This window comes from Sphingobium aquiterrae (assembly GCF_037154135.1).
GTDB lineage: Bacteria > Pseudomonadota > Alphaproteobacteria > Sphingomonadales > Sphingomonadaceae > Sphingobium > Sphingobium aquiterrae.
The window spans coordinates 162,477-188,446 of sequence record NZ_JBANFL010000007.1 but is presented as its reverse complement, the minus strand read 5'-3'; the positions used below and the strand labels follow the sequence as shown (position 1 = coordinate 188,446).

The window sequence follows — 25,970 nt, the reverse complement described above, 5'->3', positions numbered from 1 at the left end:
GGATCAAGCCTGCGGTTGTAGGTTATAAGATTGCAGGGGCCTGACTTCAAGGGGACGCGCGCGCAACGCCTCGATCGCGTCCACCGCCGCCACGCTGGCCGCCGCCGTCGTGAAGCTCGGGATCTTGAGGCGCAGCGCCACCGCGCGGATCGACTGGCTGTCCTTGAGCGACTGCCACCCTTCCGTGGTGTTGAAGATGAGGTCCACGGCGCCGTCGGTGATCCGGTCCACGATATGCGGGCGGCCCTGCGCGACCTTGTTCACCGTTTCCACCGCAATGCCCTGTTCCCCCAGGAAACGGGCCGTGCCGGTGGTGGCGATGATGGAGAAGCCAAGGTCCGCGATCTTGCGGGCGGCGGGCAGGATGACCTCCTTGTCGCTGTCCTTCACGGAAATGAACACGGTGCCGCCGTTCGGCAGGATAGTGCCCGCCGCGATCTGCGCCTTGGCGAAGGCCGTCGCGAAATCCCGGTCGATGCCCATGACCTCGCCGGTCGATTTCATTTCCGGCGAAAGCACCGGATCGACGCCGGGGAAGCGCGCGAAGGGGAACACCGCTTCCTTCACCGCGATATGGTCGATCGCGTGCCGGTCGATGGTCGGCAGATCCTTCAGCTTTTCGCCCGCCATCACGCGCGCGGCGATCTTGGCGATGGGCGAACCGATGGCCTTGGCGACGAAGGGCACGGTGCGGCTGGCGCGCGGGTTCACCTCGATCAGGTAGACCTGCCCGTCCTTCACCGCGAATTGCACGTTCATCAGGCCGCGCACGCTGAGCGCCCGCGCCAATATGTCGGCCTGCCGGTCGATTTCCGCGATGATCTCCGTGCTGAGGCTATAAGGCGGCAGCGAGCAGGCGCTGTCGCCGGAATGGACGCCGGCTTCCTCGATATGCTGGAGCACGCCGGCCACGACCACATCGTCGCCATCGCACAGCGCATCCACGTCCACCTCGATGGCGTCGCGCAGATACTGGTCGATCAGCACGGGCGAGTCGCCCGATACCTGGACGGCGGTGGTGATATATTCCTCTAGCTGCGCCTGGCCGTCCACGATCTCCATGGCGCGGCCACCCAGCACATAGCTGGGGCGCATCAGCACCGGATAGCCGATGCGCGTAGCGACGGCGATCGCCTCTTCCCGGCTGCGCGCGATGCCGTTGGCCGGCTGTTTCAGGCCGAGCCGGTCGATCAGCGCGGCAAAGCGCTCGCGATCCTCGGCAAGGTCGATGGCGTCGGGCGAGGTGCCAAGAATGGGGATGCCCGCATCCTCCAGCGCCTGCGCCAGCTTCAGCGGGGTCTGGCCACCGAACTGCACGATCACGCCGGCCAGCGTGCCGTTGGACTGCTCGACATGCAGGATTTCCAGCACGTCCTCCGCCGTCAGCGGCTCGAAATAGAGGCGATCCGACGTGTCATAATCGGTCGAGACCGTTTCCGGGTTGCAGTTGATCATGATCGTTTCATAACCGACCTCGTCCAGCGCGAAGCAGGCATGGCAGCAGCAATAGTCGAACTCGATGCCCTGCCCGATCCGGTTCGGCCCGCCGCCCAGGATCACGACCTTTTTCCGGTCGCTCGGCTGCGCCTCATTCTCGGGCTCGCCGAAGATCGGCGCTTCATAGGTCGAATACATATAAGGCGTCTTCGCCTCGAACTCGGCGGCGCAGGTGTCGATGCGCTTGAAGACCGGGCGCACGCCCAGCCTGTGGCGCAGCGCGCGCACCTCGTCCTCGGTCACGCCGCCGGTCATCGCGACCACGGCATCGCGCACAAGACCGGAACCGCGACGGATCGCCGCTTCCATGCCCCGCGCGACATTGGCCGATTGCAGCGCCAGCCAGGCGAGCCGCTTGTCGGAAAAGCCCATGGATTTGAGGCGACGCATGCCCGCCGCATCGCGCGGCAGGCCGTTTTTCAGCACTTCGCCTTCCGCATCCACAATCTCCTTGATCCGCTCAAGGAACCAGGGGTCATATTTGGCGATGGCGTGGATTTCCGCGACGGTCAGACCTTCACGCAGCGCCTGCGCGGCCACCAGCAGCCGGTCGGGCGTGGGCAGGGAGAGCGCGGCGATGATGTCGTCCCTGGGCGCGCCCACAAGATGATCGACCTGATTGAAGCCGGAAAGCCCGGTCTCCAGGCCCCGCAGCGCCTTTTGCAGGGATTCGTGGATGTTGCGGCCAATGGCCATCACTTCGCCCACGGACTTCATGGCGGTGCCCAGCAGCGGTTCGGCGCCCTTGAACTTCTCGAAGGCGAAGCGCGGGATCTTCGTCACGACATAGTCGATGGTCGGCTCGAAGCTGGCCGGGGTCGCGCCGGTGATGTCGTTGACGATCTCGTCCAGCGTATAGCCGACCGCCAGCTTCGCCGCGACCTTCGCGATCGGGAAGCCAGTGGCCTTCGACGCCAGCGCGGAAGAGCGCGACACGCGCGGGTTCATCTCGATGACGACAAGCCGGCCGTCCTTGGGATTGACTGCGAACTGTACGTTCGAACCACCTGTTTCCACGCCGATTTCACGCAGCACGGCGATGCTCGCCGAACGCATGATCTGATATTCCTTGTCGGTCAGCGTCAGCGCCGGGGCGACGGTGATGCTGTCGCCGGTATGGACACCCATCGGGTCCACATTCTCGATGGAACAGATGATGATGGCATTGTCGTGCTTGTCCCGCACGACCTCCATCTCATATTCCTTCCAGCCGAGCAGCGATTCCTCGATCAGCACCTCGGTCGTGGGCGACGCATCCAGGCCGCCGGTCACGATCTTCACGAACTCGTCGCGATTATAGGCGATGCCGCCGCCGGTGCCGCCCATGGTGAAGCTGGGACGGATGATCGACGGCAGGCCGGTGAATTCCAGCCCCTCCAGCGCTTCCTCGATCGTATGCGCGATGCGTGAACGCGCGCTTTCCAGGCCGATCTTGTCCATCGCGTCGCGGAACTTGATGCGATCTTCGGCCTTGTCGATCGCCTCGGCATCGGCACCGATCATCTGCACGCCATATTTCTCCAGCGTGCCGTCGTTGAACAGCGCCAGCGCCGTATTGAGCGCCGTCTGCCCGCCCATGGTCGGCAGCACCGCGTCCGGCCGCTCCTTCTCGATGATCTTCGCCACGATTTCCGGCGTGATCGGCTCGATATAGGTCGCGTCGGCCAGCTCGGGATCGGTCATGATCGTCGCCGGGTTCGAATTGACCAGGATGATGCGATAGCCCTCTTCCTTGAGCGCCTTCACCGCCTGCGTCCCGGAATAATCGAACTCGCACGCCTGCCCGATGATGATCGGACCAGCGCCAATGACGAGGATGGATGAGATGTCGGTGCGCTTGGGCATTAGTTCTTATCAGCCTTGGATTGTGCTTCGTTGCCGATATGGCCATTCCTGAGATCGAGCGCCTGTGACAAGCCGCCGTGCGTCATCAATGCACCGCCCCCGTCACGGCTTCGCAGCCCCAGCCGTCATATTCCAGGTCGAACAGCATTTCGAGCTGCAGGCATGTCTTCGTCAGCGCGCGGATCGACGCTTCGTCCACCGCCTGTTCGCATTCGAGGAAGAGGTAGAGGTCGCCTTCCTCGTCCTCCTCGCGATCAAGCTCGACGAAGCCGAATTGGCTGGCGACGACCAGCAGCCGCTCGAAATCCTTTTCGCTGCCCCGGAAGCTGACGTCCACGGGGCGCTTGATGCGCGCCTTGTCGCCATTGGCGGCGAGGTTGGCGAGCACGTCCTTGTCCGCCGCCCATTCCGCGTCCAGCCGGGCGGGATCGACCTCTGGCAGCTTGATGCTCATGCCTTCACCTCCTGGGGTTTCAGGCCGTCCACGAACCGCTTGAACAGGTAGAAACTATCCTGCGGACCCGGCGAGGCTTCCGGGTGATACTGCACCGAAAAGGCATTTCTGTCAGTGAGTTCTAGGCCGGCATTGCTACCGTCGAACAGCGATATATGGGTCGGGCGTACATTGGCGGGCAAGGTGTCGGCATCCACGGCGAAGCCATGGTTCATGCTGGTGATCTCCACCGCGCCATCCGAGAGCCGCTTGACCGGATGGTTCGCGCCGCGATGGCCCTGATGCATCTTCACCGTCTTCGCGCCCACGGCGAGACCAAGCAGCTGGTGGCCAAGGCAGATGCCGAACACCGGGATATCGGCCTGCAGAACCGACGCGATCACCGGCACCGCATAGACGCCGGTCGCCGCCGGATCGCCCGGGCCGTTGGAGAGGAACACGCCGTCGGGCTTGAGCGCCGCCACCGCTTCATAGCTGGTGTCGGCGGGCAGCACCGTCACGCGGGCGCCGGCCTTCACCAGGTTGCGGAAGATATTGTCCTTCGCGCCATAGTCGATCGCGACAACATGGGGGCTATTTTCGCCCGCCTGGTTCAGCGCATAGCCATGGCCGAGCGTCCAGATGCCGTCCGTCCACTCCCGGCGCTGGGGATGGGTGACTTCGATGGCGAGGTCCATGCCTTCCAGCCCCGGCCATGCCTTTGCCTTGGCGGCGAGCGCGGCGATATCGAACTTGCCCTCGGGATCATGGGCGATCACCGCATTGGGCGCGCCCTTCAGCCGGATCATGCGGGTGAGCGCGCGGGTGTCGACGCCGGAGATGCCGATGCGCCCCTGCTGCTTCATCCATGTGTCGAACGGCAGGATGTTGCGGAAATTGCTGGGCGCCGTCACATCCTCCCGCACCACGCAGCCCAGCGCGAAGGGCTGGCTCGCCTCCACATCCTCCGCATTGGTGCCGACATTGCCGATATGGGGGAAGGTGAAGGTGATGATCTGGCCGGCATAGCTGGGATCGGTCATGATCTCCTGATAGCCGGTGATCGACGTGTTGAAGCACAGCTCGCCCACCGCATCGCCCACCGCGCCGAAGCCGCGGCCGAAGACGCAGGCGCCGTCTGCAAAAACCAATACCCCCGTCGCTCCCTTGGGCACAGTTAGGGTTTTGGCGTCTGCCATGACATGCGGTCCTTTATGCTTTTGCGGGGTCCCGTTTTCTACGGGTTAAACGGCCCGCGACCTAGGCTGCAGATGGTAACAGGTCAACTCCTGTTAAAAATCTCTTTTGCCGTTATATTGCTTCCTTTCCGAAAACATAAGGACGCACTCGCCCATGATTCGCGACGCCATCAAAACTGCCCAGATCGAGGCGATGAAGGCGGGAGAGAAGGATCGGCTGGCCGCGGTCCGCCTGATCCTGGCCAAGCTGAAGGATCGCGACATCGAATTGCGCACCGCCTCGTCGGTGCCGGACGACGATGCCGTCGTGGTCGACGTGCTGCAGAAGATGGCCAAGCAGCGCCGCGAATCCATCGCCATGTTCGAGACCGGCGGCCGCATGGAGCTGGCCGCCAAGGAGCAGGCCGAGCTTGCCGTCATCGAAGGCTTCCTGCCCAGCCAGCTCAGCGAAGCGGAAACGACCGCCGCGATCGAGGCGATCAAGGCAGAAGTCGGCGCGGCCAGCGTGAAGGACATGGGCAAGGTGATGGCCCTGCTGAAGGAACGCCACGGCACCGTCATCGACATGAGCAAGGCCAGCGCCCTGGTGAAGGCGGCGCTTGCCTGATTTCCCTGCCGCGACACCCCGCTCCGCCGCCAAAAGGCCGGGGTTCGGGACGGAGGCGCGGCCATGAGCCTGTCTCCCCAATGGCTGGACGAACTGCGCGCGCGCACGACGCTGTCGACGCTGATCGGCAAGACGGTAAAGGTCCAGAAGGCCGGGCGCGAGTACAAGGCCTGCTGCCCCTTTCATAACGAGAAGACGCCCAGCTTCACGATCAACGACGAAAAGGGATTCTACCACTGTTTCGGTTGCGGCGCGCATGGCGACGCCATCCGCTGGATGACCGACCAGCGCGGCCTGCCCTTCATGGAGGCGGTGAAGGAACTGGCGGCAACCGCCGGCATGGAGGTGCCCGCGGCCGATCCGCGCGCCGCCAAGCGTGCCGAACAGGCCAAGGGCCTGCATGACGTCATGGCGGCGGCCCAGGGCTTTTTCGAAGAGCAACTGGCCGGCATCGACGGCAGCGAGGCGCGCGATTACCTCAAACGCCGCCAGATCAGCGATGACACGCGCCGGACCTTCGGCTTTGGCTATTCCCCGGATTCCCGCGGCAAGCTGAAAACCGCCTTGCGCGACTTCGGCGAACCGATGCTGATCGAAGCCGGCATGCTGATCGACCCGGAAGGCGACGGGGCAGCCAGGAAGCGGGAGAGCTACGACCGCTTCCGTGGCCGGCTGATGATCCCGATCCGCGACGCGCGCGGCCGGGTGATCGCCTTTGGCGGGCGCATCCTGGGCGCGGGCGAGCCCAAATATCTGAACTCGCCCGATACGCCGCTGTTCGACAAGGGGCGCACGCTCTATAATCTGGACAAGGCATCCCCCGCCTCGCGCCACAGCGGCCGGGTGATCGTGGTCGAAGGCTATATGGACGTCATCGCCTTGTCGCAGGCGGGCTTTGGCGAAAGCGTGGCGCCGCTGGGCACCGCGCTCACCGAACATCAGATCGAGCGGCTGTGGAAGATGGTGGAGGTGCCGATCCTCTGCTTCGATGGCGATGCGGCGGGGCAGAAGGCAGCGATCCGCGCCGCGATCCGCGCCCTGCCCCTGCTGCGCCCCGGCCACAGCCTTGCCTTTGCGACATTGCCGGCGGGGCAGGACCCCGACGATCTGGTCCGCAGCGCGGGCTCCGGTGCGTTCGAAGCGGTGCTGGCCGCTGCCGAGGCGCTGGTGGAACGGCTGTGGGCGCATGAGATGGCCGCGGCGCCACTCGACACGCCGGAACAGCGCGCGGGCTTCAAGCAGCGGTTGTCGGCCATCGTCGAACAGATCGCCCACCCGGACATCCGCGCCCATTATCAGCAGATCTTCCGCGAGCGCTATGACGCGCTGTTCTTTGCGCGGCGCCAGCAGCAGCCTTTCGTGCCACAGGGCCAGCGTCAGTGGAACGCCCCCCGCAATGGCGGCGGCAAGGGCCGCTGGACCCCGCCCCTGCCCCCGGCGACCGAGGAGGCGCGCGCCATCGGCGCGACGGGCATGGAGGCGCGCCTTCTGCGTGCGGTTCTGGGCGGATTGATTCGCTATCCGGACGAAATTCGGCGCAACCGGGAGGAACTCTCGGCCCTTTCAATCGCTGATAAAGGGCTGGCTGATCTGGTTCGCGGACTTTTGTCTGCGGCTGGAGCAGAAGAAATTGTTGAAATAGACACACTCCTTACCATATTGGGCCAAGGTGATGTGTATAATATGGCGAAAGGGCTACTCCGGGCCGATGCGCTGACCTTCACCTTTACCCGCAAACAGGCCGATCCTGATCGTGCGCGGCGCGATCTGAGGGAAGCGATTCGGGTGATGGCTGCAGGGCCGGAGATCGAGGCGGCGCTGGCGCAGGCCACACGGCAGGCGATGGCGGCACTGGACGAAGACAGCCTGGAACAGCAGCAGCGGCTGCTGAAGATGCAAGCGGAACATCAGCGGCGACTCGCCGACCTGATGCAACCGGAAGATATGATGTGATTGGCCCGTTCATGGGCCACTGGGGTCAAGGCGAATAGATGGCAAGCAAGGCGAATAAAGGTGCGGGCGAGGATACGGATACCGGCGATGCCCCGCTGCTCGACCTCAATGAGGCTTCGGTCAAGAAGCTGATCGTCCGCGCCAAGAAGCGCGGTTACATCACCTATGATGAACTGAACGCCGCCCTGCCGCAGGACCAGATGTCTTCCGAGCAGATCGAGGATGTCATGTCGGCACTCAACGACATGGGCGTCAACATCGTCGAGAACGAAGAAGCCAGCGAAGACGGCGACGAACCGCGCGAGGACGATACCGACACCGCCGATTCGGCCGACGAGGATGACGATGACGGCGCGTCGCGCCCGGTCGCCGAAAAGAAGAAGGAAACGATCGACCGCACCGATGACCCGGTGCGCATGTACCTGCGCGAGATGGGCGCGGTCGAGCTGCTCAGCCGCGAGGGCGAAATCGCCATCGCCAAGCGGATCGAGGCCGGGCGCGACACGATGATCCTGGGCCTGTGCGAAAGCCCGACGACCTTCAACGCGATCATCGAATGGTCCACCGCCCTCAACAATGGCGAGATGCAGCTGCGCGAGATCCTGGATCTCGACGCGATGCTGTCCAAGGACCCCGCGCCCGAAAGCCTGACCGACGAGGACAGCGACGACGACGGCGAGATCAGTGCGAAGACCGCCGGCCCCAGCTTCAAGGAAGAGGAAGAGCCCGAGGAGGAATCCGCCGACGGGGAGGACGAGGACTCGATGACCGAGCGCCGCGCCCCGCGCGTGGAGGAAGAGGATGAGGAGGACAACACCCTCTCCCTCGCCCAGATGGAAGAGACGCTCAAGCCGATGGCGCTTGAGAAATTCGCGACCATCACGGAGATTTTCCGGGCCTTTTCCAAGGCACAGGAAACCCGCCTCGCCGCCATGGCCAATGGCGATGCGCTGAGCCAGAAGGCGGAGGACTATTACCAGCAGCTGCGCGAAGACCTGACAGCACAGGTCGAGAGCGTCCAGTTCCACCAGCAGAAGATCGAATATCTCGTCGATCAGCTCTATGCCTATAACCGGCGCCTCACCGCGCTGGGCGGCCAGATGCTGCGCCTTGCCGAGCGCCACAAGGTGCCCCGCAAGGACTTCCTGGACCAGTATGTCGGCCATGAGCTGGACGAAGGCTGGCTGGAAAAGGTCGGCAGGATCGACAAGAAATGGACCGCCTTCGTGGCCGCCGAAGGGCGCGCGGTCGAGCGCGTGCGGTCCGAGGTCGGCGAGATCGCCCAGGCGACCGGCATGGCGCTCAGCGAGTTCCGCCGCATCGTCAACATGGTGCAGAAGGGCGAGCGCGAAGCCCGCATCGCGAAGAAGGAAATGGTCGAGGCGAACCTGCGCCTCGTCATCTCCATCGCCAAGAAATATACCAATCGCGGCCTGCAGTTCCTGGATCTCATCCAGGAAGGCAATATCGGCCTGATGAAGGCGGTCGATAAGTTCGAATATCGCCGCGGCTACAAGTTCAGCACCTATGCCACCTGGTGGATCAGGCAGGCGATCACGCGTTCCATTGCGGATCAGGCGCGGACCATCCGCATTCCTGTCCACATGATCGAGACGATCAACAAGCTGGTGCGCACCAGCCGCCAGTTCCTGCACGAGCAGGGCCGCGAGCCGACGCCGGAGGAAATGGCCGAGCGCCTTTCCATGCCGCTGGAAAAGGTCCGCAAGGTGATGAAGATCGCCAAGGAGCCGATCTCCCTCGAAACGCCGATCGGCGACGAGGAAGACAGCCATCTGGGCGACTTCATCGAAGACAAGAACGCCATCATCCCGGTGGATGCGGCGATCCAGGCGAACCTGAAGGAAACCGTCACGCGGGTTCTGGCCAGCCTGACGCCGCGCGAAGAACGCGTGCTGCGCATGCGCTTCGGCATCGGCATGAACACCGATCACACGCTGGAGGAAGTGGGCCAGCAGTTCAGCGTGACCCGCGAGCGTATCCGCCAGATCGAGGCGAAGGCGCTGCGCAAGTTGAAGCACCCCTCGCGCAGCCGCAAGATGCGCAGCTTCCTCGACCAGTAAGCCTCCATCACCGCATGCGTATAATGCCGGTCGAACTCCTGTTCGGCCGGCATTTGCATGTCTGGATACGCATATCCGGCGCTGAGGGGCCGACCGGCAGCCCCGCCCGCAGCCATGCCCTTTACCGTTGAATTCTCCCCATAATGGGGCGGAATGGGCGTGAAATAGCACCCATCATAAACCCTCCGTTTACGCAAAGCTGGCAAAGCTTGTCTAAATGACGCGAGCGTCTTGCCGCGCAAACAAGGATTCTGGGTATGCGCGAGACGGTTGAACTGCGAAATGACGGTCCCGGTTCCGGCCCCGGTGTCGCCGAAGTGCTTTCCAGCCTGGTCATGGTGGAGGGCACGCCGGATCATCCCCATGCCGCCGGGTTTGCCGAACGGTCGCCCGCCGACCTGACCGATGCCATTCATTATCTGTGCGTCCTGCACGGCCGCCACCCCGGCGTGATCGACCATGCCGCCGTCCGCAGCGCCGACAACGCCGCCCGCCAGTGGCTGGTCCAGGCGATAGAGGGATTCGCGGCCGAACGCGCCTATCTGACGCGGATCGCCGTTGCTGCGGGGCCCGTGCCCAGCACCGCCGGGCAGAGCGATTGCGACGCGACCGTACTGGGCCAGCGCCACGCGCTCGACATGCTGGCCCAATCGGACCGGCGGGGGTGCGCCATTGGCGCGGCTTTTGCGCTGATCCTCGACTGGGGCGCCATCCGCCCGATGCTGGACCGCGTTGCGCTCCGGCTCGAACTGGAGCCGCATGCCACGATGCTGCCGCCGCGCAATGAAACGCTGGCCGTTGCCGATGCCCTTGCCACCGAGCCGGCCGTGCTGCGCGCCGTGCTGTTCGGCGCCGGCCAGCTGGTGCGGCAGCATCGGGGCCTGTGGGACCTGCTCCAGGCCCGCGCCGCCATCCGCGCCGGGAACTGAGCCTCGATCGGCCATTCCCCGCATCGGGCCTTCCCATGCGTTAGACCTTGCGCCCCAATCGCATGCCCCCTACTCCCGATGCGATATCTTGCAACCGGGGGAATGGCAGGCCCATGCGCTTTGAAGGCACCGAGGATTATGTCGCAACGGACGATCTGAAGGTCGCCGTCAACGCAGCCGTGCTGCTCCGCCGCCCGCTGCTGGTGAAGGGGGAGCCGGGCACGGGCAAGACCGTGCTGGCGCAGCAGATCGCGCAGGCGCTGGGCGCGCCGCTGATCGAATGGAACGTGAAGTCCACCACCCGCGCGCATCAGGGCCTGTATGAATATGACGCGGTGGCGCGGCTGCGCGACGGCCAGCTGGGCGACCCCCGCGTACATGACATTTCCAACTATATCCGCAAGGGCAAGCTGTGGGAGGCGTTCACCTCCCCCACCCTGCCCGTGCTGCTGATCGACGAGATCGACAAGGCCGACATCGAATTCCCCAACGACCTGTTGCAGGAACTCGATCGCATGGAATTCCATGTCTATGAGACCGGGGAAACGATCAAGGCGGCCGAGCGCCCGGTCGTCATCATCACCTCGAACAATGAGAAGGAACTGCCCGACGCCTTCCTGCGCCGCTGTTTCTTCCACTATATCCGCTTTCCCGAGCGGGAGACGATGCAGCAGATCGTGGATGTCCACTTCCCCGCCATCCAGAAGATCCTGGTCAGCCGGGCCATGGATATCTTCTACGACATCCGCGAGGTGCCGGGCCTGAAGAAGAAGCCTTCCACCAGCGAGCTACTCGACTGGCTGAAGCTGCTGCTGGCCGAGGACATGCCGCTGGACGTGCTCCAGTCCGCCGACAGCAGCAAGGCCATCCCACCGCTGCACGGCGCGCTGCTGAAGAATGAGCAGGACATCATGATGTTCGAACGCCTCGCCTTCATGAGCCGCCGAAAGACGCAGTGATGGCGGACCGATCCATCCACGGCGCGGGATGCCTGTGCGGCGCGGTACGCATGACTATCGCCGCCGATCCCATCGCCGCGCGCATCTGCTGGTGCCGCCTGTGTCAGTATCTGGCGGCCGGATCGGGCACGGTGAATATCATCTTCCCGACCGAGGAGGTGGTGATCGGCGGCGACGTGCATTGGTATGAAAGCATAGCCGACAGCGGCAACAGGATGCGCCGGGGCTTCTGCCCGCAATGCGGCACGCCCTTGCTGAGCCTGGCCGAATCGCGCCCGCACCTCACCATTATCCGGGCCGGCGCGCTGGATGATCCCGATCTGATCGCGCCGCAGGCGATCATCTGGGCGAAGGAAGCACCCGCCTGGGCGCAACTCGACCCCGATTTGCCCCATCATGAAGCGCAAATGCCCCCTGCCGGCTGAAAAAGCCCCTAAATGGCGCAAATCGTCGCTTGCGCGGGTCCGGTTTGCATGTGATCCTTTCCATCAGGACAAGAGCCGGAACGGCCGTCGTCGAGGAGATGGATGCGATGCGTCGTTGGACTGCCCTGACTCTGCTTCCCTTTTCATTGATCTGCCTGCAGGCGCAGGCGGCGGATGGCGATGCCACGCGCGAAGCATGGCGGGTCGATGGCGACACCGCCGCGCTCGATGCCGCCGGCGTCGGATTCCCCCTCCAGATGGGGGCACTCGCGCTCGTGAAATCCGGGGAAATCTCCAGCGGCGGCAGCGGCATCGACAATTATGCCCAATTCGTGTCGGCCGACGGCGTTATCCAGGCCACGGCCTATATCTACCTGCCCAGCCATGCCGATACGGCCATCGCCGCCCATATGACGGATCAGGCGATCCACGAGCGCTTTGGCGCGGCGACCCGGCGCACGGCCTTTGCATCGGTGGCCGCCGGCGGCCATGCCCAAGCCGCCATCCGCAGCTTTTATGAACATGCGGCCGATGGCGCGCTCGTGACCGGCGCCGCCTTCATCCAGGCCGGACGGTGGATGGTCAAGCTGCGGGTCACTGGCCCCACCGAGCGGACGCGCGACGTTGCGGCGGGCCTTGACGCCATGCTGTCCTCCATCCGCTTTGCGCCGCAAGCCCGGATTGCGCCCGCCGTCGCCAGCGCTATGGCCGCGTGCCCGGCCGCCGCCCAGGCAAGCGCACGGATCATCGACGCCGAGCCGGCAACAGAGGCCGACGATGCGCCGGCACGCACGCCGATGTCGCGCCTGTGCATCCGGGGCAGCATCGCGCTCGCCGACGGCAAGGTGCAGATGCTGCAGCCCGTCGCCGATCCGGATATGCTGTTCGTGCCGCTCGACGATGCCGGGCGGATGCTCACGGTGGAAAAACGGGCCGGCGCGGCGGGCTATCAGCTGAGCATGCATGAAATCGGCCGGACCGACGCCTATAATGTCTATGACCGAGTGCCCACCGCCGAGCAGATCGCGGCGATATTGGACGGCAGCGACGTCGCCGGCGCCACGCCGCGCGCGTCCACGGCCTATCGGGCCGATGGCGGCAGGACAATAACGGCGGCGCGCTGACCCGAAGGCGGGCTCAGATCAATCTTGGATCAATCATCAGATTAGGTAGCCGACCTCGTAAACGCCCCAGCGCCGCCCTTCGAAGGCCAGCGGCACGAAGACGCTGCGCAGCGCACGATAGCGCCCATCGCCCAAATCCTGCCGATAGGTGAAGAGGAAGAAATCATCGTCGCCGTCAAGCGCGCGGCGGGTCTGGCTGTCCATGAATATCTGCCGGTTGCGGGCATGCTCCATGTTCCACATCCGGTCGTCCGTGCGCGGCGGCTGGCTGCGCGCGCTGATATGGGTCGGCAGATAGCCGTTCATGTCGATCAGGCAGCAGCCGACGATGGCGGGGTCTTCCGCCGTGCGCCGGTCCAGCAGCGGCTGGATTATCCGGTCGGCAAAGTCGGTGAAACCGTTGAGATATTGCCGGGGGTCGGCCCCCTCGATGGCGCGGTACTGCGTATCGAACAGCGCGTCGGCGGACAGGCGCCCTTCCCGAAGCGCCCGCCCGATCAGGTCCGACACCTCGTCCGCCCCCTGCTCCGCCAGCGCGATATAATGGCTGTTGCGCGTGCGCCCGCCGCTATGGGCGGAGGTATTGAGCATGTCATTGGCCAGCCCCTCCAGCCGCTCCAGCTTTATCCTTGCCTCATTGACCTGCCCCGCGCTTTGCGTCGCGGACCGGGTGAACCCTGCCAGCGCGCCATGCAGGGCCGTCACGGCCGCCCCGGCGGCATCGGTGCAGCCCAGAATGGCGTCCGACCGCTCCTGAAACTGGCCGACCAGCGATGCGATCTCCGTCAACGTCGTCCGCAACGTGTCGATATGCGCGCTGACCCCGTGCCCCCGCGCGATATTGGCCTCCACGCCCTCGATCAGCGCGCGGGCGTCGCCATCCAGCTGCCCCAGCTTGTCGTTGACGGATGCCGCCGAAGCCCCCGACTGTTCGGCCAGCCGCCGAATCTCGTCGGCCACCACCGCGAAGCCCCTGGCGTCCTCGCCGCCACGCGCCGCTTCGATGGCCGCGTTCACACCCAGCATGCGGGTCTGCCGCGCGATCATCGCCAGTTCGTCGGAAATACCGCCGACCGCTTCGATGACGGACAGGAAGCGCCGCAAATGGCCCTCCAGCCCGGTGACATGCGCGATCAGCCGCGACACCTCCTCCAGGGACAGCGCGGCCGCTTCATGCCCGTCGGTGATGATCGTTCCGGCGCGGCGAGCCGTCAGGCCCAGTTCCTGCGCCGCGTTCACGCTTTCATCATGGCTGCTGTCCAGCACCGCCATGTCGGCGTGCAGGCCGTTCAACTGGCCGGCATCGGCCCGGATTCGCGCGTTCACTTCCCCCAGGAAGCCGGCGGTCTCGCTGCACTGCAAGGCGATGTCACCCGACCGTTCACCAAGATCGGCCAACAAGTCCAGCTTTTCCAATGATTGCGCGCCCCTGACGTGAATGGCAACAATGCCGGGTTAACCATGCATTGCAACAATTAACGATCCGATAACCGCGCCGCTGCGGCGTTTCGCTCCGGGCGCCTTGCAACCCGGCCGGCCTTGGTCAACATAGCCGGAAGCCTGCGCCCTTTGAGGAACGATCGTGCTGCTGAACTTTCTGGATGAATTGCGCGCGGCGGGCATATCCGCCGGCATCAAGGAGCATTTGGTGCTGCTGGAAGCGCTGGAGCGCGATGCGATCGCGCTTCGGCCGGAGGAATTCTATTATCTCGCCCGCGCGACCTATGTGAAGGACGAAGGGTTGATCGACCGTTTCGACCAGGTCTTTGCCAAGGTCTTCAAGGGGATCGAGGGCAGCTATGAGGTTGCCGGCAAGGATATTCCCGAAGACTGGCTGCGCCTTGTCGCGGAAACGTTCCTGAGCCCCGAGGAGATGGAGAAGATCAAGTCCCTGGGTAGCTGGGACGAGATCATGGAAACGCTGAAGCAGCGGCTGGAGGAACAGCAGGGCCGGCATCAGGGCGGCAGCAAATGGATCGGCACCGGCGGCACCTCCCCCTTCGGCCATGGCGGGTACAACCCGGAAGGCGTGCGCATCGGCGGCGAGGGCAAGCACAAGCGCGCGATCAAGGTGTGGGAAAAGCGCGCATTCAGGAATCTGGACAACGAACGTGAGCTTGGCACGCGCAACATCAAGGTCGCGCTGCGCCGCCTGCGCCGTTTCGCGCGGGAGGGCGCCGCCGACGAGCTGGACCTGGATGAAACGATCCGCGGCACGGCGCGTCAGGGCTGGCTGGACATCCACATGCGGCCGGAGCGCCACAATGCGGTGAAACTGCTACTGTTCCTGGACGTGGGCGGCTCCATGGACCCGTTCGTCTCCCTCTGCGAAGAGCTGTTTTCGGCCGCCACCGCCGAATTCAAGAACATGGAATTCTTCTATTTCCACAACTGCCTGTATGAAGGCGTGTGGAAGGACAATCGCCGCCGCTTCACGGAGCGCACCCAAACCTGGGACATCCTTCACAAATACAGCCATGATTATAAGGTCGTGTTTGTCGGCGATGCGGCGATGAGCCCCTATGAAGTCAGCCATCCCGGCGGATCGGTGGAGCATTTCAACGAAGAGGCGGGCGCAACATGGCTCCAGCGAATCGCCCACACCTATCCCGCCACCGTCTGGCTGAACCCTTCGACGAAGGCGCATTGGGGATATAGCCAGTCCACCCGCATGATCCGTGAACTGATGTCCGACCGGATGTATCCGCTGACCCTTGAAGGGCTGGACGATGCGATGCGGGAACTGAGCCGCAAGCGATAGGCCAGAACGGGCACTGAACCGGGGCGACAGGCGGTGCATCACCAGACGGTGCGTGGACAGTCCGTGCATGGCGGGCGCGTCTCCGGATGCGCCATCCGTCCGTCGATACATGCATCCCGTCTTCCGCCGGATGACCAGCGGAATCCCTAATCCATGATCGCGCATTTCCCGGAAGGGCCAGGCCCGCAAAACGCTGTCGACGCAAACAACATGCTGAAAAATATTGAAAAGATTATTATTACCATTGCGTAACGATATCAAACTGTCGCGATGGCGCGCGGCCACGGCGGGATCGCGGGATTAGCCATAGGTTCGAACCGGCGTCATCTACGAGGAAGAGGATGAATGCCTGCTATCCGTCTCCACCCCCAGGTGAGACCCCCGACCTCAGTTGCCGGTCGTGGTCGCACATGAAATATCGGTCGCTTCCGCCGATCGCCATTTGTCCGCGCGCCCGATTATCGGAATAGCAGCCTCCGGATCGCAAGACTGGTGGCAGCGATGGCCGCTTGTCGTCATGACAGGATCATCATTCAATTTGACGCCGATTGACGATAATATCCGGCGCATTGCACTTGGAGGGGGAAAGTGATGGCAACGGTTCCAGCGGCGCGCGTCGGGATAGGACGCGACGAGAAATTCTTCCTGATGTCGGCCATCGTCATGGCCATGGTCCTTGTCGGCGGTTTTTCGTTTCAGCTGGCGATGGGGCGGTCGACCTTTGCTTCGCCGCTCTATGTACATGCCCATGCACTGACATTTTTCGGCTGGACCGCATTGTATCTTCTCCAGAATATCCTGGCCGCCGGCGGGTCTACCGCCCTTCACCGCCGCCTGGGCTGGATCGCGACCGTCATGGTGCCCGCCATGGTCGTGCTCGGCACGTTCATCACGGTCAGGAAGGTCCAGCAAGGCGCTGCGCCCTTCTTTTTCGAGCCGCTTTACTTCCTGCTGATGAATCCGCTGTCGATCCTCGTCTTTGCCGGGCTTGTGGCAAGCGCCATCCTGCTGCGCCGCCACACCCAATGGCATCGCCGGCTGATGTTCTGCGGCATGGCGATCCTGACCGGGCCGGGCCTTGGACGCCTGCTGCCGATGCCGCTGTTCATCCCATGGGCGGGCTGGGCCGTGTTCGCGGCGGTGATGCTGTTCCCGCTGGCCGGGATCGTCCGCGATCTTCGCGGCAGCGGCACGGTTCATCCGGCCTGGTGGTGGGGCGTGGCCGCGATTGCGGGCGTGCAGATGGGGGCCGTGGTACTGGCAGGCAGTCCGGTCGGCCCCGTCATCTACCGGGCGGTCACTCAGGGCACGCCGGGCGCGGCGATCACGCCCAATGCCTATCCCCCCATGCCGGGCGCCTGACCGGCGGACTCGCCGGCGACTATGCCCCGCACCGATGGAGCACGCCGCCGGTCATCGGCGCGGGCACCCCGGTCGTGCCGGGGAAGCTGATCGGCAGGCCGGCAAGGCGGCGCACGGCCATATAGGCAAAGCCCTCCGCCTCCACGGCGTCGCCGTTCAGGCCGATATCGCCGACGGGATGGACGGAAATGCCCGTGGCCTGTGCGATCATGCGCATCAGCGTGCCGTTGTGCAGCCCGCCGCCGGCGACATGGATGGCAACCGGACGCGCGGGGAGATGGTCCAGCGCCCGCGCGACCGAATGGGCGGTAAAGGCCGTCAACGTCGCCGCGCCATCGGCGAGCGACAGGCGCGCCACCGGCTCGGTCAAAAAACGCTCCCGGTCGATGCTCTTGGGCGGCGGCGCGGCGAACCACGGATCGGCGAGCATGGCGGCAAGGATCGCTTCGTCCACCCGCCCCGTCGCCGCCACGGCCCCGCCGGCGTCGAAATCCGCATTGCCCTCCGCCTGCATCCAGTTGTCGATCAGGCCGCTCGCCATGCCGGTATCGAAGGCGATCAGGTCGTCGCCCTCGCCGATGAAGGTGATGTTGGCGACGCCGCCCAGATTGAGGATGGCCGAAGGACGCGGCAGTCCCTGCGCCATCGCCCGGTGGTAGACGGGCAGCAGCGGCGCGCCCTGCCCCCCCGCCGCCACATCCGCGCTGCGCAGATCGTTGACCACCGCGATGCCGAATGCCCCGGCCAGCGCCACCCCGTCGCCGATCTGCCAGGTCCATCCCCGTTCCGGCCGATGCGCGATCGTATGGCCATGGAAGCCGATGACGCCGATCTCCTCCGCGCTCATGCCGCCGCGGCCCAGCAGGTCGGCCACCGCATCGACATGCAGCGCGGTCAATTCCTCCTCCACGGAGGCGATCAGCGGCTCGAAACCGGGCCTGTCCATCGCCATCGCGCGCAGGCAGGCTTCGGCCAGCCGCATGCGAAAACCCTCGCCATAGGGCTGGCTGTGAAAGGCCAGCGCTTCCCCCGCCGCCACCCCGTCGGTGCGGATCAGCGCCGCGTCGATCCCGTCGCGGGAGGTGCCGGACATCAATCCGATGGCGAGCATGCTATCCAATCTGCATTCCTCATGTTATGCGCGCGCCGGTTTTCCGGCAAAGACAAGCATCATGACCCACTTTAAGTCCGATCTTCTCCGCTTACTCGACGCACGCGGTTATATCCACCAGATCACCGATCCGGAAGGGCTGGACGGGCTGGCCCAGGGCCAGATCGTGCCCGGCTATATCGGTTTCGATCCCACGGCGCCCTCGCTGCATGTCGGCAGCCTCGTGCAGATCATGATGCTGCGCCGCATGCAGCAGGCCGGGCACAAGCCCATCGTATTGATGGGCGGCGGCACCGGCAAGATCGGCGACCCGAGCTTCAAGGACGAAGCGCGCAAGCTGATGACGAACGATGTGATCGCGTCGAACGTCGCCAGCATCAAGCGCGTGTTCGAAAAATTCCTGACCTTTGGCGACGGCCCGACCGACGCCATCATGGTCGACAATGCCGACTGGCTGGACCGGCTGGAATATATCCCTTTCCTGCGCGACATCGGCCAGCATTTCTCGGTCAACCGGATGCTGAGCTTCGACAGCGTCAAGACGCGGCTGGACCGCGAGCAGTCGCTCAGCTTCCTCGAATTCAATTACATGATCCTCCAGGCCTATGACTTCCTGGAGCTGTCGCGCCGCGCCGGCTGCCGGTTGCAGATGGGTGGATCGGACCAGTGGGGCAATATCGTCAACGGTATCGAGCTGTCGCGCCGGGTCGACGGCACCGGCGTCTTTGGCCTGACGACCCCGCTCATCACCACCGCCGACGGCGGCAAGATGGGCAAGACGGCGAATGGCGCGGTGTGGTTGAACGCCGATGCGCTGTCGCCCTATGACTATTGGCAATTCTGGCGGAATACGCAGGATGGCGATGTCGGCCGCTTCCTGCGCCTGTTCACCGACCTGCCGCTGGACGAGGTCGCCCGGCTCGCGGCGCTGGAAGGCGCCGAGATCAACGAGGCGAAGAAAGTGCTGGCGCATGAGGCGACCGCCATGGCGCACAGCGTCGAGGCCGCGAACGCCGCCGCCGAAACCGCCCGCAAGACCTTCGAGGAAGGCGCATCGGACGCCAATCTGCCCACCGTGGCGCTGGGGAGCGATGGCCTCGCCATCGTCCAGGCGGTGGTCGGCCTGGGCTTTGCCGCGTCGAACAAGGAAGTGCGCCGCAAGCTTGGCGAAGGGGCGATCCGGGTCAACGGTGACGTGGTCAGCGATCCCGCTCATGCGCTCGCGCCCGGCGACAAGGTGAGCTTTGGCGCCAAACGGCACGGGATCGTCGTCGCCTGACTCTTTGTTACAAGCGCGACGTTAAGGATTTTCGCTAGCCTTTGATAAACGGCGGATCGGTCAAACTCCTGTGTGAACGGGGGTTCGATATGCAACGGTCTGGATGGGCATCCGTGCAGCGGCTGCCATTGGAACATCGGCGGGTCGAGCGGGCCCTGGTGGATCACCAGGCGCAGCTTTCGACCCGCACCGGCGTCCATGCCGTCCGCATCGTCAACATCTCGCCGCTTGGCCTGATGGCGCGATGCCCGGCGGAACTGATGGTCGGCCAGCGCGTCCATTTCATCCTGCCGCATGTCCCACCTTTGGCCGCCGATGTGCGATGGTGCGAAGACAGCCGGATCGGCGTGGAATTTCCGATGGCGATGGAACCGTCGCCCTATGCCATGATGCTCTCCGCCATGACGCGCCGCCAGAACAGCTGGTAGCCATCGGGCGGCACCCTCAACCGCTCCGGATCAGCGCCACCGCCGCATCGCGCTCGAACAGATAGAGGCAATGGCGCGCAGCCTGCCCTCGCGGCGAATCGAGCCCGCCATCGCGCTCCATCAACAGCCGGGCATCGTCGCGGGCGGCGTCGATCAGGCCGCCGATCTGCTCGGGCGACGCCAGGCGGAAGCGCTCCTCCCCCGATTGCCGCGTGCCCAGCAATTCGCCGGCGCCCCGCAGCCGCAGATCCTCTTCCGCGATCCGGAAACCGTCATTGGTCTCCCGCATCAATGCCAGCCGCGCCCGCGCCGTTTCGCTGAGCGCATTGCCACGCAGCAACAGGCAGACAGACGCCTTGTCCCCCCGCCCCACCCGGCCGCGCAGCTGGTGCAACTGGGCTAGGCCGAAGCGGTCGGCGCCCTCGATCACCATCAAGGTAGCATTGGGCACGTCGACGCCGACCTCGATCACCGTGGTCGCGACCAGCACGCTCGCCTGATTGCGGCTGAAGCGCTCCATCACCGCGTCCTTCTCCGGCCCTTTCATCCGGCCGTGGACCAGCGCGATCCGGTCGCCGAAGCGCTGGCGCAGGCTTTCCGCGCGCGCTTCGGCCGCCGTCAGGTCGCTTGTCTCGCTTTCCTCCACCAGCGGACAGACCCAATAGGCCTGCCCCCCGCCGGCGATATGACGCCCCAGCGCGTCCACGACATCGTCCAGCCGCCCGGAGGAAATTACCCGCGTTTCGATGGGCTGGCGGCCCGGCGGCATCTCGTCCAGCCGCGACACGTCCATTTCGCCATAATAGGTGAGCGTCAGGGTGCGCGGGATCGGCGTCGCGGTCATCACCAGCAGGTGCGGCGCGCGCTCCGCCTTGGCGGCCAGCATCATGCGCTGGGCGACGCCGAAGCGATGCTGCTCGTCGATCACCGCCAGCGCCAGATTGCGATAGGCCACGGCATCCTGAAAAATCGCATGGGTGCCGACCAGGATGTCGATGCTGCCATCGGCCAGCCCCATGAGCGTCGATTCGCGGATCTTGCCCTTTTCCCGCCCGGTCAGGATGGCGACGGTCACGGGAAGACCGGCCAGCATCCGCTGGAGCGTGGCGAAATGCTGCCGCGCGAGGATTTCCGTGGGCGCTAGCATCGCGCCCTGCGCGCCGGCTTCCACGGCGTTGAGCAGCGCCATCAGCGCGACCAGCGTCTTGCCGGAGCCCACATCGCCCTGCAGCAGGCGCAGCATCGGCACGGGCTGCGCCATGTCGCCCTCGATCTCCGCAAAGGCGCGGTGCTGTGCGCCGGTCGGTGCGAACGGCAGGGTCAGCATGGCGCGCAGGCGCCCATCGCCGGCAATCGGCACGCCGCGCCGCCGGCGGGAAGAAGCCCGCACGAGCAACAGCGCCAGCTGCCCGGCAAAAATCTCGTCATAGGCCAGTCGTTCCCGGGCCTTGGCGGCCTGCGGATCGGCATGGGCGGCCAACAGCGCCTGCCGCCATTCCGGCCAGCCCTTGCGTCCAAGCAGGCCGGCGTCGATCCATTCGGGCAGTTCCGGCGCCCGCTCCAGCGCCTGCGCCACGAAATCCCGCAGGCGGTTGTTGGTCAGCCCTTCCGACAGCGCATAGACGCTTTCCCGCGCCGGCACATTGTCGGCCTCTTCGGGCGGGAGGACATGGTCGGGGTGAACGATCTGCAGCTGGTCGCCATAGACATCCAGCTTGCCCGACACGAAGCGCGGCTCGTTCAATGGCAGCAGCTTGCGGGGCCAGGCGCTGTTGCGCCCGAAATAAATCAGCGAGACGACATTGCCATGCCCATCCTTTGCCTGCACGCGGAAGGGCGCCCGCGCGCTGCCCGACGCGCGATAGTCGAAGGGCGTGAGCGTGATGCCGATCACCCGCCCCGCATCGGCAGGATCGAGCCGATCCGTCAGCACCCGGTCGATCGCCCCGGTGGGCAGATGAAAGGCCAGATCGACCGCCCGGGCAAGGCCAAGGCGCTCCAATGGCTTGGCCAGCGCACTGCCGACGCCCTTCAACGCCGATATTTCGGCAAACAGCGGATTGAGAATATCGGGTCGCATGGCTATCTCCGGCGTCCTAGCCCAGCCGGGCCGGTCATACAAATGCCGCTCCGGTCAATTTTTCGCGCCCGGCCTCATGCTGGTTCTGATCGAACCGGCACGAGCCCGAAGATTCTTTCCAGCGGGGACAAGAGCATGACCGACGACATCCGCCTCCGCCGCCTGCGCTTTCGTGCGTGGCATCGCGGCACGAAGGAAGCCGACATCATGATCGGCTGCTTCTTCGACCGCCATGGCGAAAACTGGAACGACGAAGAGATCGACTGGTACGAGACCTTCCTGGAGGAGCAGGATGTCGACATCATGGCCTGGGCGCTGGGCACCCAGCCCGTGCCGGAGCGCTTCCAGGGGCCGATGATGGAGGCCTTCTGCCGGCTCGACTATATAGTGGTGCCCGAATGACCGCGCGACGCGCCTGATCCCATGACCGATATCCAGACCATCATCAGGGCCAGGGCGCCACTGACCCTCGCCGGCGTCCCCGCCGGTTTCCAGCCATGGATGCTTGCCGACATCGCGCGGGCGGCGCCGCTGCGCGCCGTGTTCGTCGCCTCCGACGAACAGATGATGCAGGCGGTGGCCGACACCGCCGGCTGGTTCGCGCCGGAACTGGAGATCATCGCGCTGCCGGCATGGGACTGCCTGCCCTATGACCGCGCCTCACCCTCGCTGCGCACGGCCTCGCGGCGGCTGGCAGGGCTTCATGCGCTGCAGGAGAAGCCCAGGGGGCCGCAACTGGTCGTCACCACGATCAACGCCCTGACCCAGCGCACGCTGACGCCCTTTCGCGTGCGGCAGCTGGTCGCGCGGCTGGCACCGGGCGAGCGGATCGCCATCGATCGGCTGGCGGCGATGCTGCAGGCCAATGGCTATGCCCGCACGGACACCGTCTATGATGCCGGCGAATTCGCGATCCGCGGCGGCATTGTCGACCTGTTCCCCGGCGGCGAGGCCCAGCCGCTGCGCCTCGACTTCTTCGGCGACGAGATCGAGACGATGCGCAGCTTCGATCCGGGCGACCAGCGCACCACCGGCAATGTCGCGGGCTTCACCCTGCTGCCCGCGTCCGAAGCGCTGCTGGACGAGGAGACGATCAAGCGCTTTCGCGGCCGCTACCGCGAAACCTTCGGCGCGACCGCGACCGGCGATCCGCTCTATCAGGCGGTGAGCGATGGCCGGCGGCTGGCCGGCATGGAACATTGGCTGCCGCTGTTCGAGGAACGGCTGGTGCCGCTGGCCGATCATCTGGGCGACCATGCCGTGATCGTCGCCGACCATGGCGTCACCGGCGCGGCGGAGGGTCGGTTCGAGGCGATCCGCGATTATCACGCCAACCGCATCGCCGCGAAATCCGCCGATCCCGGCGCCTATCGCCCGCTGCCGCCCGAAAGCCTGTACCTGACGGCGCAGGAATGGGCGGCGACCTCCAGCGCGCTGCCGATCCACAGCACCACGCCCTTTCACGAGCCCGAAAGCGCAAAGGTCCTGGATTTCGGCGTGGATAGCGCCCGCGATTTCGCCCCCGAACGCGCGCAGAACCTCAATATCTACGAAGCGGTGGCCAAGCATCTCGCCGCCCTGCGCCTGGGCACCAGGAAGATCGTTATCGCCAGCTATTCGAAGGGCGCGCGCGAGCGGCTTTCCGGGCTTCTGGCCGATCATGGCGTGAAGCGGCTGGTCGAGACGGAGAATTGGCAGGACGCGCTCGGCACGGCAGCCGGCGGTGCGATATCGCTCGCCGTGTTGCCGCTCGACCATGGCTTCACCGCGCCCGATGTCGCGCTGCTCACCGAGCAGGACATGCTGGGCGACCGGCTGGTGCGGCGGAACAAGCGCAAGAAGAGCGCCGACGCCTTCCTTTCGGAACTGGCGACGCTCTCCCCCGGCGACCTTGTCGTCCATGCCGATCATGGCATTGGCCGCTATGACGGGCTAACCTCGATCCCCGTCGGCAAAGCCCCGCATGACTGCGTGCAACTGGGCTATGCCGGCGGCGATAAGCTTTACGTGCCGGTCGAAAATCTCGACGTGCTCTCGCGCTACGGATCGGAGAGCGAGGGCGTCGCGCTCGACAGACTGGGCGGCGAGGCATGGCAACGCCGCAAGGCGCGGATGAAGGAGCGCATCCGCGAGATCGCGGGCGAACTGCTCAAGACCGCCGCTGCCCGCGCCCTGCGCCCGGCCACCGTCGCCGAACCCGATACCGCGGGCTACCCTGCCTTTGTGGACCGCTTCCCCTATCAGGAAACCGACGATCAGGATCGTGCCATCGCCGATGTCATCGACGATCTGGGCGCAGGCAAGCCGATGGATCGCCTCGTCTGCGGCGATGTCGGCTTCGGCAAGACGGAGGTCGCGCTCCGCGCCGCCTTCGTCGCGGCGATGGCGGGGATGCAGGTGGCGCTGATCTGCCCCACCACCCTGCTCGCGCGCCAGCACCACATGAATTTCGAGGAGCGCTTCCGCGGCTTCCCGCTGAAGATCGGCCGCCTCTCCCGCCTCGTGCCCGCGAGCGAGGCGAAGGCGGTGAAGGAGGGGCTGGCCGACGGCACGCTCGACATCGTCGTCGGCACCCATGCGCTGCTGACCAGGGGGCTGGATTTCAAGCGGCTTGGCCTGGTGATCGTGGACGAGGAACAGCGGTTCGGCGTCACCCACAAGGAGCGGCTGAAGCAGCTGAAGACCGACGTGCATGTGCTCACGCTGACGGCAACGCCGATCCCGCGCACCTTGCAGATGGCGATGTCCGGCCTGCGCGACCTGTCGGTGATCCAGACGCCGCCGGTCGATCGCCTCGCCGTGCGCACCTATGTGATGCCGTGGGACGGTGTCGTCATCCGCGAGGCGCTGCTGCGCGAGCATTATCGCGGCGGGCAGAGCTTCTTCGTCGTGCCCCGCATCGCCGACCTTGCCGATATCGAGGAATATCTGCGCACCGAAGTGCCGGAAATCCGCCCCGTCGTCGCCCATGGCCAGATGGCGGCGAGCGAAGTGGAAGAGCGCATGTCGGCCTTCTACGACAAGCGCTACGACGTGCTGCTCTCGACCACCATCGTGGAAAGCGGGCTGGATATCCCCAGCGCCAACACGCTCATCATCCACCGCGCCGAACGCTTCGGCCTTGCCCAGCTCTACCAGCTGCGCGGCCGTGTGGGCCGGTCGAAGACGCGGGCCTATGCCTATTTCACCACGCCGGCCGACCGGATCATCACCGAGACTGCCGAAAAGCGCCTGAAGGTGCTGTCCGATCTCGACACGCTGGGCGCGGGCTTCCAGCTCGCCAGCCATGATCTCGACATTCGCGGCGCCGGCAATCTGGTGGGGGACGAACAGTCCGGCCACATCAAGGAAGTCGGCTTCGAACTCTACCAGTCGATGCTGGAAGACGCGATCATGGCGGCCAAGGCCGGCGGCGTGGGGCTGGAGCAGCCGCGCGACGCCTATTCCCCGCAGATCACCATCGACGCGCCGATCATGATCCCGGACGATTATGTGCCGGACCTCGACCTGCGCATGGCGCTCTATCGCCGGATCAACGAGCTGGAAGACCGGCAGGGCATCGAAGCCTTTGCCGCCGAGCTGATCGACCGTTTCGGCAAGCTGCCCACGCCGACGCAGAACCTGCTCAAGCTCATCGAGGTCAAGCAGAACTGCCTGCGCGCGAACATCGCCAAACTCGACGTGGGCCCCAATGGCGCGCTCGTCAGCTTTGCGAACGATTATTTCCCCAACCCCGCCGGCCTCATCGCCTATGTCCAGCGGCTGGAGGGCACGGCGCGGCTGCGGCCGGACAGCAAGCTGGTGTTCATGCGCAGCTGGAGCGATCCGGTCGCGCGCCTGAATGCGGCGCTGCAACTGTCCAAGGGACTGGCGAAGTCCGCCCGTACCTGAGGAATA

Annotated in this window: 19 protein-coding genes; 13 read left to right on the top strand and 6 right to left on the bottom strand. The window is 65.2% G+C overall.

What is annotated here, in order from left to right:
• Positions 1-3: 3 nt before the first annotated feature.
• The 3 genes from carB to carA form a co-directional block, all read right to left on the bottom strand.
• Positions 4-3,342 (bottom strand): carbamoyl-phosphate synthase large subunit, encoded by a 3,339-nt coding sequence (gene carB, locus WFP78_RS09745; RefSeq protein ID WP_336961142.1) that lies wholly within the window; start codon positions 3,340-3,342, stop codon positions 4-6.
• Between the two features lie 85 nt (positions 3,343-3,427).
• Complete coding sequence (locus tag WFP78_RS09740; protein ID WP_336961140.1) at positions 3,428-3,796, bottom strand: ribonuclease E inhibitor RraB; 369 nt, start codon at positions 3,794-3,796, stop codon at positions 3,428-3,430.
• Positions 3,793-4,974, bottom strand: coding sequence for a glutamine-hydrolyzing carbamoyl-phosphate synthase small subunit (carA, locus tag WFP78_RS09735; RefSeq protein ID WP_336961137.1), 1,182 nt, complete (start codon positions 4,972-4,974; stop codon positions 3,793-3,795). The genes WFP78_RS09740 and carA overlap by 4 nt, the downstream gene beginning before the upstream one ends.
• Positions 4,975-5,128: 154 nt before the next feature.
• On the opposite strand from carA, the gene WFP78_RS09730 reads away from it, so the two are divergent.
• The 7 genes from WFP78_RS09730 to WFP78_RS09700 all read left to right on the top strand — a co-directional run bounded on the left by WFP78_RS09730 (position 5,129) and on the right by WFP78_RS09700 (position 13,052).
• Complete coding sequence (locus tag WFP78_RS09730; protein ID WP_336961134.1) at positions 5,129-5,581, top strand: GatB/YqeY domain-containing protein; 453 nt, start codon at positions 5,129-5,131, stop codon at positions 5,579-5,581.
• A 63-nt stretch (positions 5,582-5,644) separates the two neighbouring features.
• On the top strand, positions 5,645-7,534 hold the full coding sequence (gene dnaG, locus WFP78_RS09725) for a DNA primase (protein ID WP_336961132.1): 1,890 nt from the start codon (positions 5,645-5,647) through the stop codon (positions 7,532-7,534).
• Positions 7,535-7,572: 38 nt separating this feature from the next.
• Positions 7,573-9,615 carry an RNA polymerase sigma factor RpoD gene (rpoD, locus tag WFP78_RS09720; RefSeq protein ID WP_336961130.1) on the top strand — a complete coding sequence of 681 codons (2,043 nt, stop codon included), beginning with the start codon at positions 7,573-7,575 and terminating at the stop codon, positions 9,613-9,615.
• Positions 9,616-9,872: 257 nt separating this feature from the next.
• Positions 9,873-10,544, top strand: coding sequence for a DUF6975 family protein (locus tag WFP78_RS09715; RefSeq protein ID WP_336961128.1), 672 nt, complete (start codon positions 9,873-9,875; stop codon positions 10,542-10,544).
• 113 nt (positions 10,545-10,657) lie between these two features.
• Positions 10,658-11,503: an AAA family ATPase gene (locus WFP78_RS09710; RefSeq protein ID WP_336961125.1), complete on the top strand. Its 846-nt coding sequence runs from the start codon at positions 10,658-10,660 to the stop codon at positions 11,501-11,503.
• Positions 11,503-11,928, top strand: a complete 426-nt coding sequence (locus tag WFP78_RS09705) for a GFA family protein (RefSeq protein WP_336961122.1) — start codon at positions 11,503-11,505, stop codon at positions 11,926-11,928. The genes WFP78_RS09710 and WFP78_RS09705 overlap by 1 nt, the downstream gene beginning before the upstream one ends.
• A gap of 107 nt (positions 11,929-12,035) precedes the next feature.
• Positions 12,036-13,052, top strand: a complete 1,017-nt coding sequence (locus WFP78_RS09700) for a hypothetical protein (protein ID WP_336961119.1) — start codon at positions 12,036-12,038, stop codon at positions 13,050-13,052.
• 36 nt (positions 13,053-13,088) lie between these two features.
• Here the strand turns inward: WFP78_RS09700 and WFP78_RS09695 are convergent, their stop codons facing one another.
• Positions 13,089-14,453 carry a methyl-accepting chemotaxis protein gene (locus WFP78_RS09695; RefSeq protein WP_336961322.1) on the bottom strand — a complete coding sequence of 455 codons (1,365 nt, stop codon included), beginning with the start codon at positions 14,451-14,453 and terminating at the stop codon, positions 13,089-13,091.
• Between the two features lie 181 nt (positions 14,454-14,634).
• Between WFP78_RS09695 and WFP78_RS09690 the strand changes: the two genes are divergently transcribed.
• A complete protein-coding gene (locus WFP78_RS09690; protein ID WP_336961117.1) occupies positions 14,635-15,813 on the top strand; it encodes a vWA domain-containing protein in 1,179 nt (392 codons plus the stop codon).
• A 591-nt stretch (positions 15,814-16,404) separates the two neighbouring features.
• Complete coding sequence (locus WFP78_RS09685) at positions 16,405-17,175, top strand: hypothetical protein (protein WP_336961115.1); 771 nt, start codon at positions 16,405-16,407, stop codon at positions 17,173-17,175.
• 19 nt (positions 17,176-17,194) lie between these two features.
• Here the strand turns inward: WFP78_RS09685 and WFP78_RS09680 are convergent, their stop codons facing one another.
• Positions 17,195-18,286, bottom strand: coding sequence for an anhydro-N-acetylmuramic acid kinase (locus WFP78_RS09680; protein ID WP_336961320.1), 1,092 nt, complete (start codon positions 18,284-18,286; stop codon positions 17,195-17,197).
• A 61-nt stretch (positions 18,287-18,347) separates the two neighbouring features.
• On the opposite strand from WFP78_RS09680, the gene tyrS reads away from it, so the two are divergent.
• Positions 18,348-19,565, top strand: a complete 1,218-nt coding sequence (tyrS, locus tag WFP78_RS09675; protein ID WP_336961113.1) for a tyrosine--tRNA ligase — start codon at positions 18,348-18,350, stop codon at positions 19,563-19,565.
• Positions 19,566-19,678: 113 nt separating this feature from the next.
• Positions 19,679-19,993: a PilZ domain-containing protein gene (locus WFP78_RS09670; protein ID WP_336961110.1), complete on the top strand. Its 315-nt coding sequence runs from the start codon at positions 19,679-19,681 to the stop codon at positions 19,991-19,993.
• 16 nt (positions 19,994-20,009) lie between these two features.
• Here WFP78_RS09670 and recG read toward each other — a convergent pair whose 3' ends face one another.
• Positions 20,010-22,073 (bottom strand): ATP-dependent DNA helicase RecG, encoded by a 2,064-nt coding sequence (recG, locus tag WFP78_RS09665; protein ID WP_336961107.1) that lies wholly within the window; start codon positions 22,071-22,073, stop codon positions 20,010-20,012.
• 135 nt (positions 22,074-22,208) lie between these two features.
• Between recG and WFP78_RS09660 the strand changes: the two genes are divergently transcribed.
• Both WFP78_RS09660 and mfd read left to right on the top strand, forming a co-directional pair.
• Positions 22,209-22,475, top strand: coding sequence for an FAD assembly factor SdhE (locus WFP78_RS09660; RefSeq protein WP_336961104.1), 267 nt, complete (start codon positions 22,209-22,211; stop codon positions 22,473-22,475).
• 21 nt (positions 22,476-22,496) lie between these two features.
• Entirely contained in the window at positions 22,497-25,964 is a 3,468-nt protein-coding gene (gene mfd, locus WFP78_RS09655; RefSeq protein ID WP_336961101.1) for a transcription-repair coupling factor, read from the top strand.
• Positions 25,965-25,970 lie beyond the last annotated feature (6 nt).

Excerpts from the sequence above, each read along its gene's own strand:
- carB (WP_336961142.1), bottom strand. The coding sequence starts at position 3,342 with ATGCCCAAGCGCACCGACATCTCATCCATCCTCGTCATTGGCGCTGGT.
- WFP78_RS09740 (WP_336961140.1), bottom strand. The coding sequence starts at position 3,796 with ATGAGCATCAAGCTGCCAGAGGTCGATCCCGCCCGGCTGGACGCGGAA.
- carA (WP_336961137.1), bottom strand. The coding sequence starts at position 4,974 with ATGGCAGACGCCAAAACCCTAACTGTGCCCAAGGGAGCGACGGGGGTA.
- WFP78_RS09730 (WP_336961134.1), top strand. The coding sequence starts at position 5,129 with ATGATTCGCGACGCCATCAAAACTGCCCAGATCGAGGCGATGAAGGCG.
- dnaG (WP_336961132.1), top strand. The coding sequence starts at position 5,645 with ATGAGCCTGTCTCCCCAATGGCTGGACGAACTGCGCGCGCGCACGACG.
- rpoD (WP_336961130.1), top strand. The coding sequence starts at position 7,573 with ATGGCAAGCAAGGCGAATAAAGGTGCGGGCGAGGATACGGATACCGGC.
- WFP78_RS09715 (WP_336961128.1), top strand. The coding sequence starts at position 9,873 with ATGCGCGAGACGGTTGAACTGCGAAATGACGGTCCCGGTTCCGGCCCC.
- WFP78_RS09710 (WP_336961125.1), top strand. The coding sequence starts at position 10,658 with ATGCGCTTTGAAGGCACCGAGGATTATGTCGCAACGGACGATCTGAAG.
- WFP78_RS09705 (WP_336961122.1), top strand. The coding sequence starts at position 11,503 with ATGGCGGACCGATCCATCCACGGCGCGGGATGCCTGTGCGGCGCGGTA.
- WFP78_RS09700 (WP_336961119.1), top strand. The coding sequence starts at position 12,036 with ATGCGTCGTTGGACTGCCCTGACTCTGCTTCCCTTTTCATTGATCTGC.
- WFP78_RS09685 (WP_336961115.1), top strand. The coding sequence starts at position 16,405 with ATGGCAACGGTTCCAGCGGCGCGCGTCGGGATAGGACGCGACGAGAAA.
- WFP78_RS09680 (WP_336961320.1), bottom strand. The coding sequence starts at position 18,286 with ATGCTCGCCATCGGATTGATGTCCGGCACCTCCCGCGACGGGATCGAC.
- tyrS (WP_336961113.1), top strand. The coding sequence starts at position 18,348 with ATGACCCACTTTAAGTCCGATCTTCTCCGCTTACTCGACGCACGCGGT.
- recG (WP_336961107.1), bottom strand. The coding sequence starts at position 22,073 with ATGCGACCCGATATTCTCAATCCGCTGTTTGCCGAAATATCGGCGTTG.
- WFP78_RS09660 (WP_336961104.1), top strand. The coding sequence starts at position 22,209 with ATGACCGACGACATCCGCCTCCGCCGCCTGCGCTTTCGTGCGTGGCAT.
- mfd (WP_336961101.1), top strand. The coding sequence starts at position 22,497 with ATGACCGATATCCAGACCATCATCAGGGCCAGGGCGCCACTGACCCTC.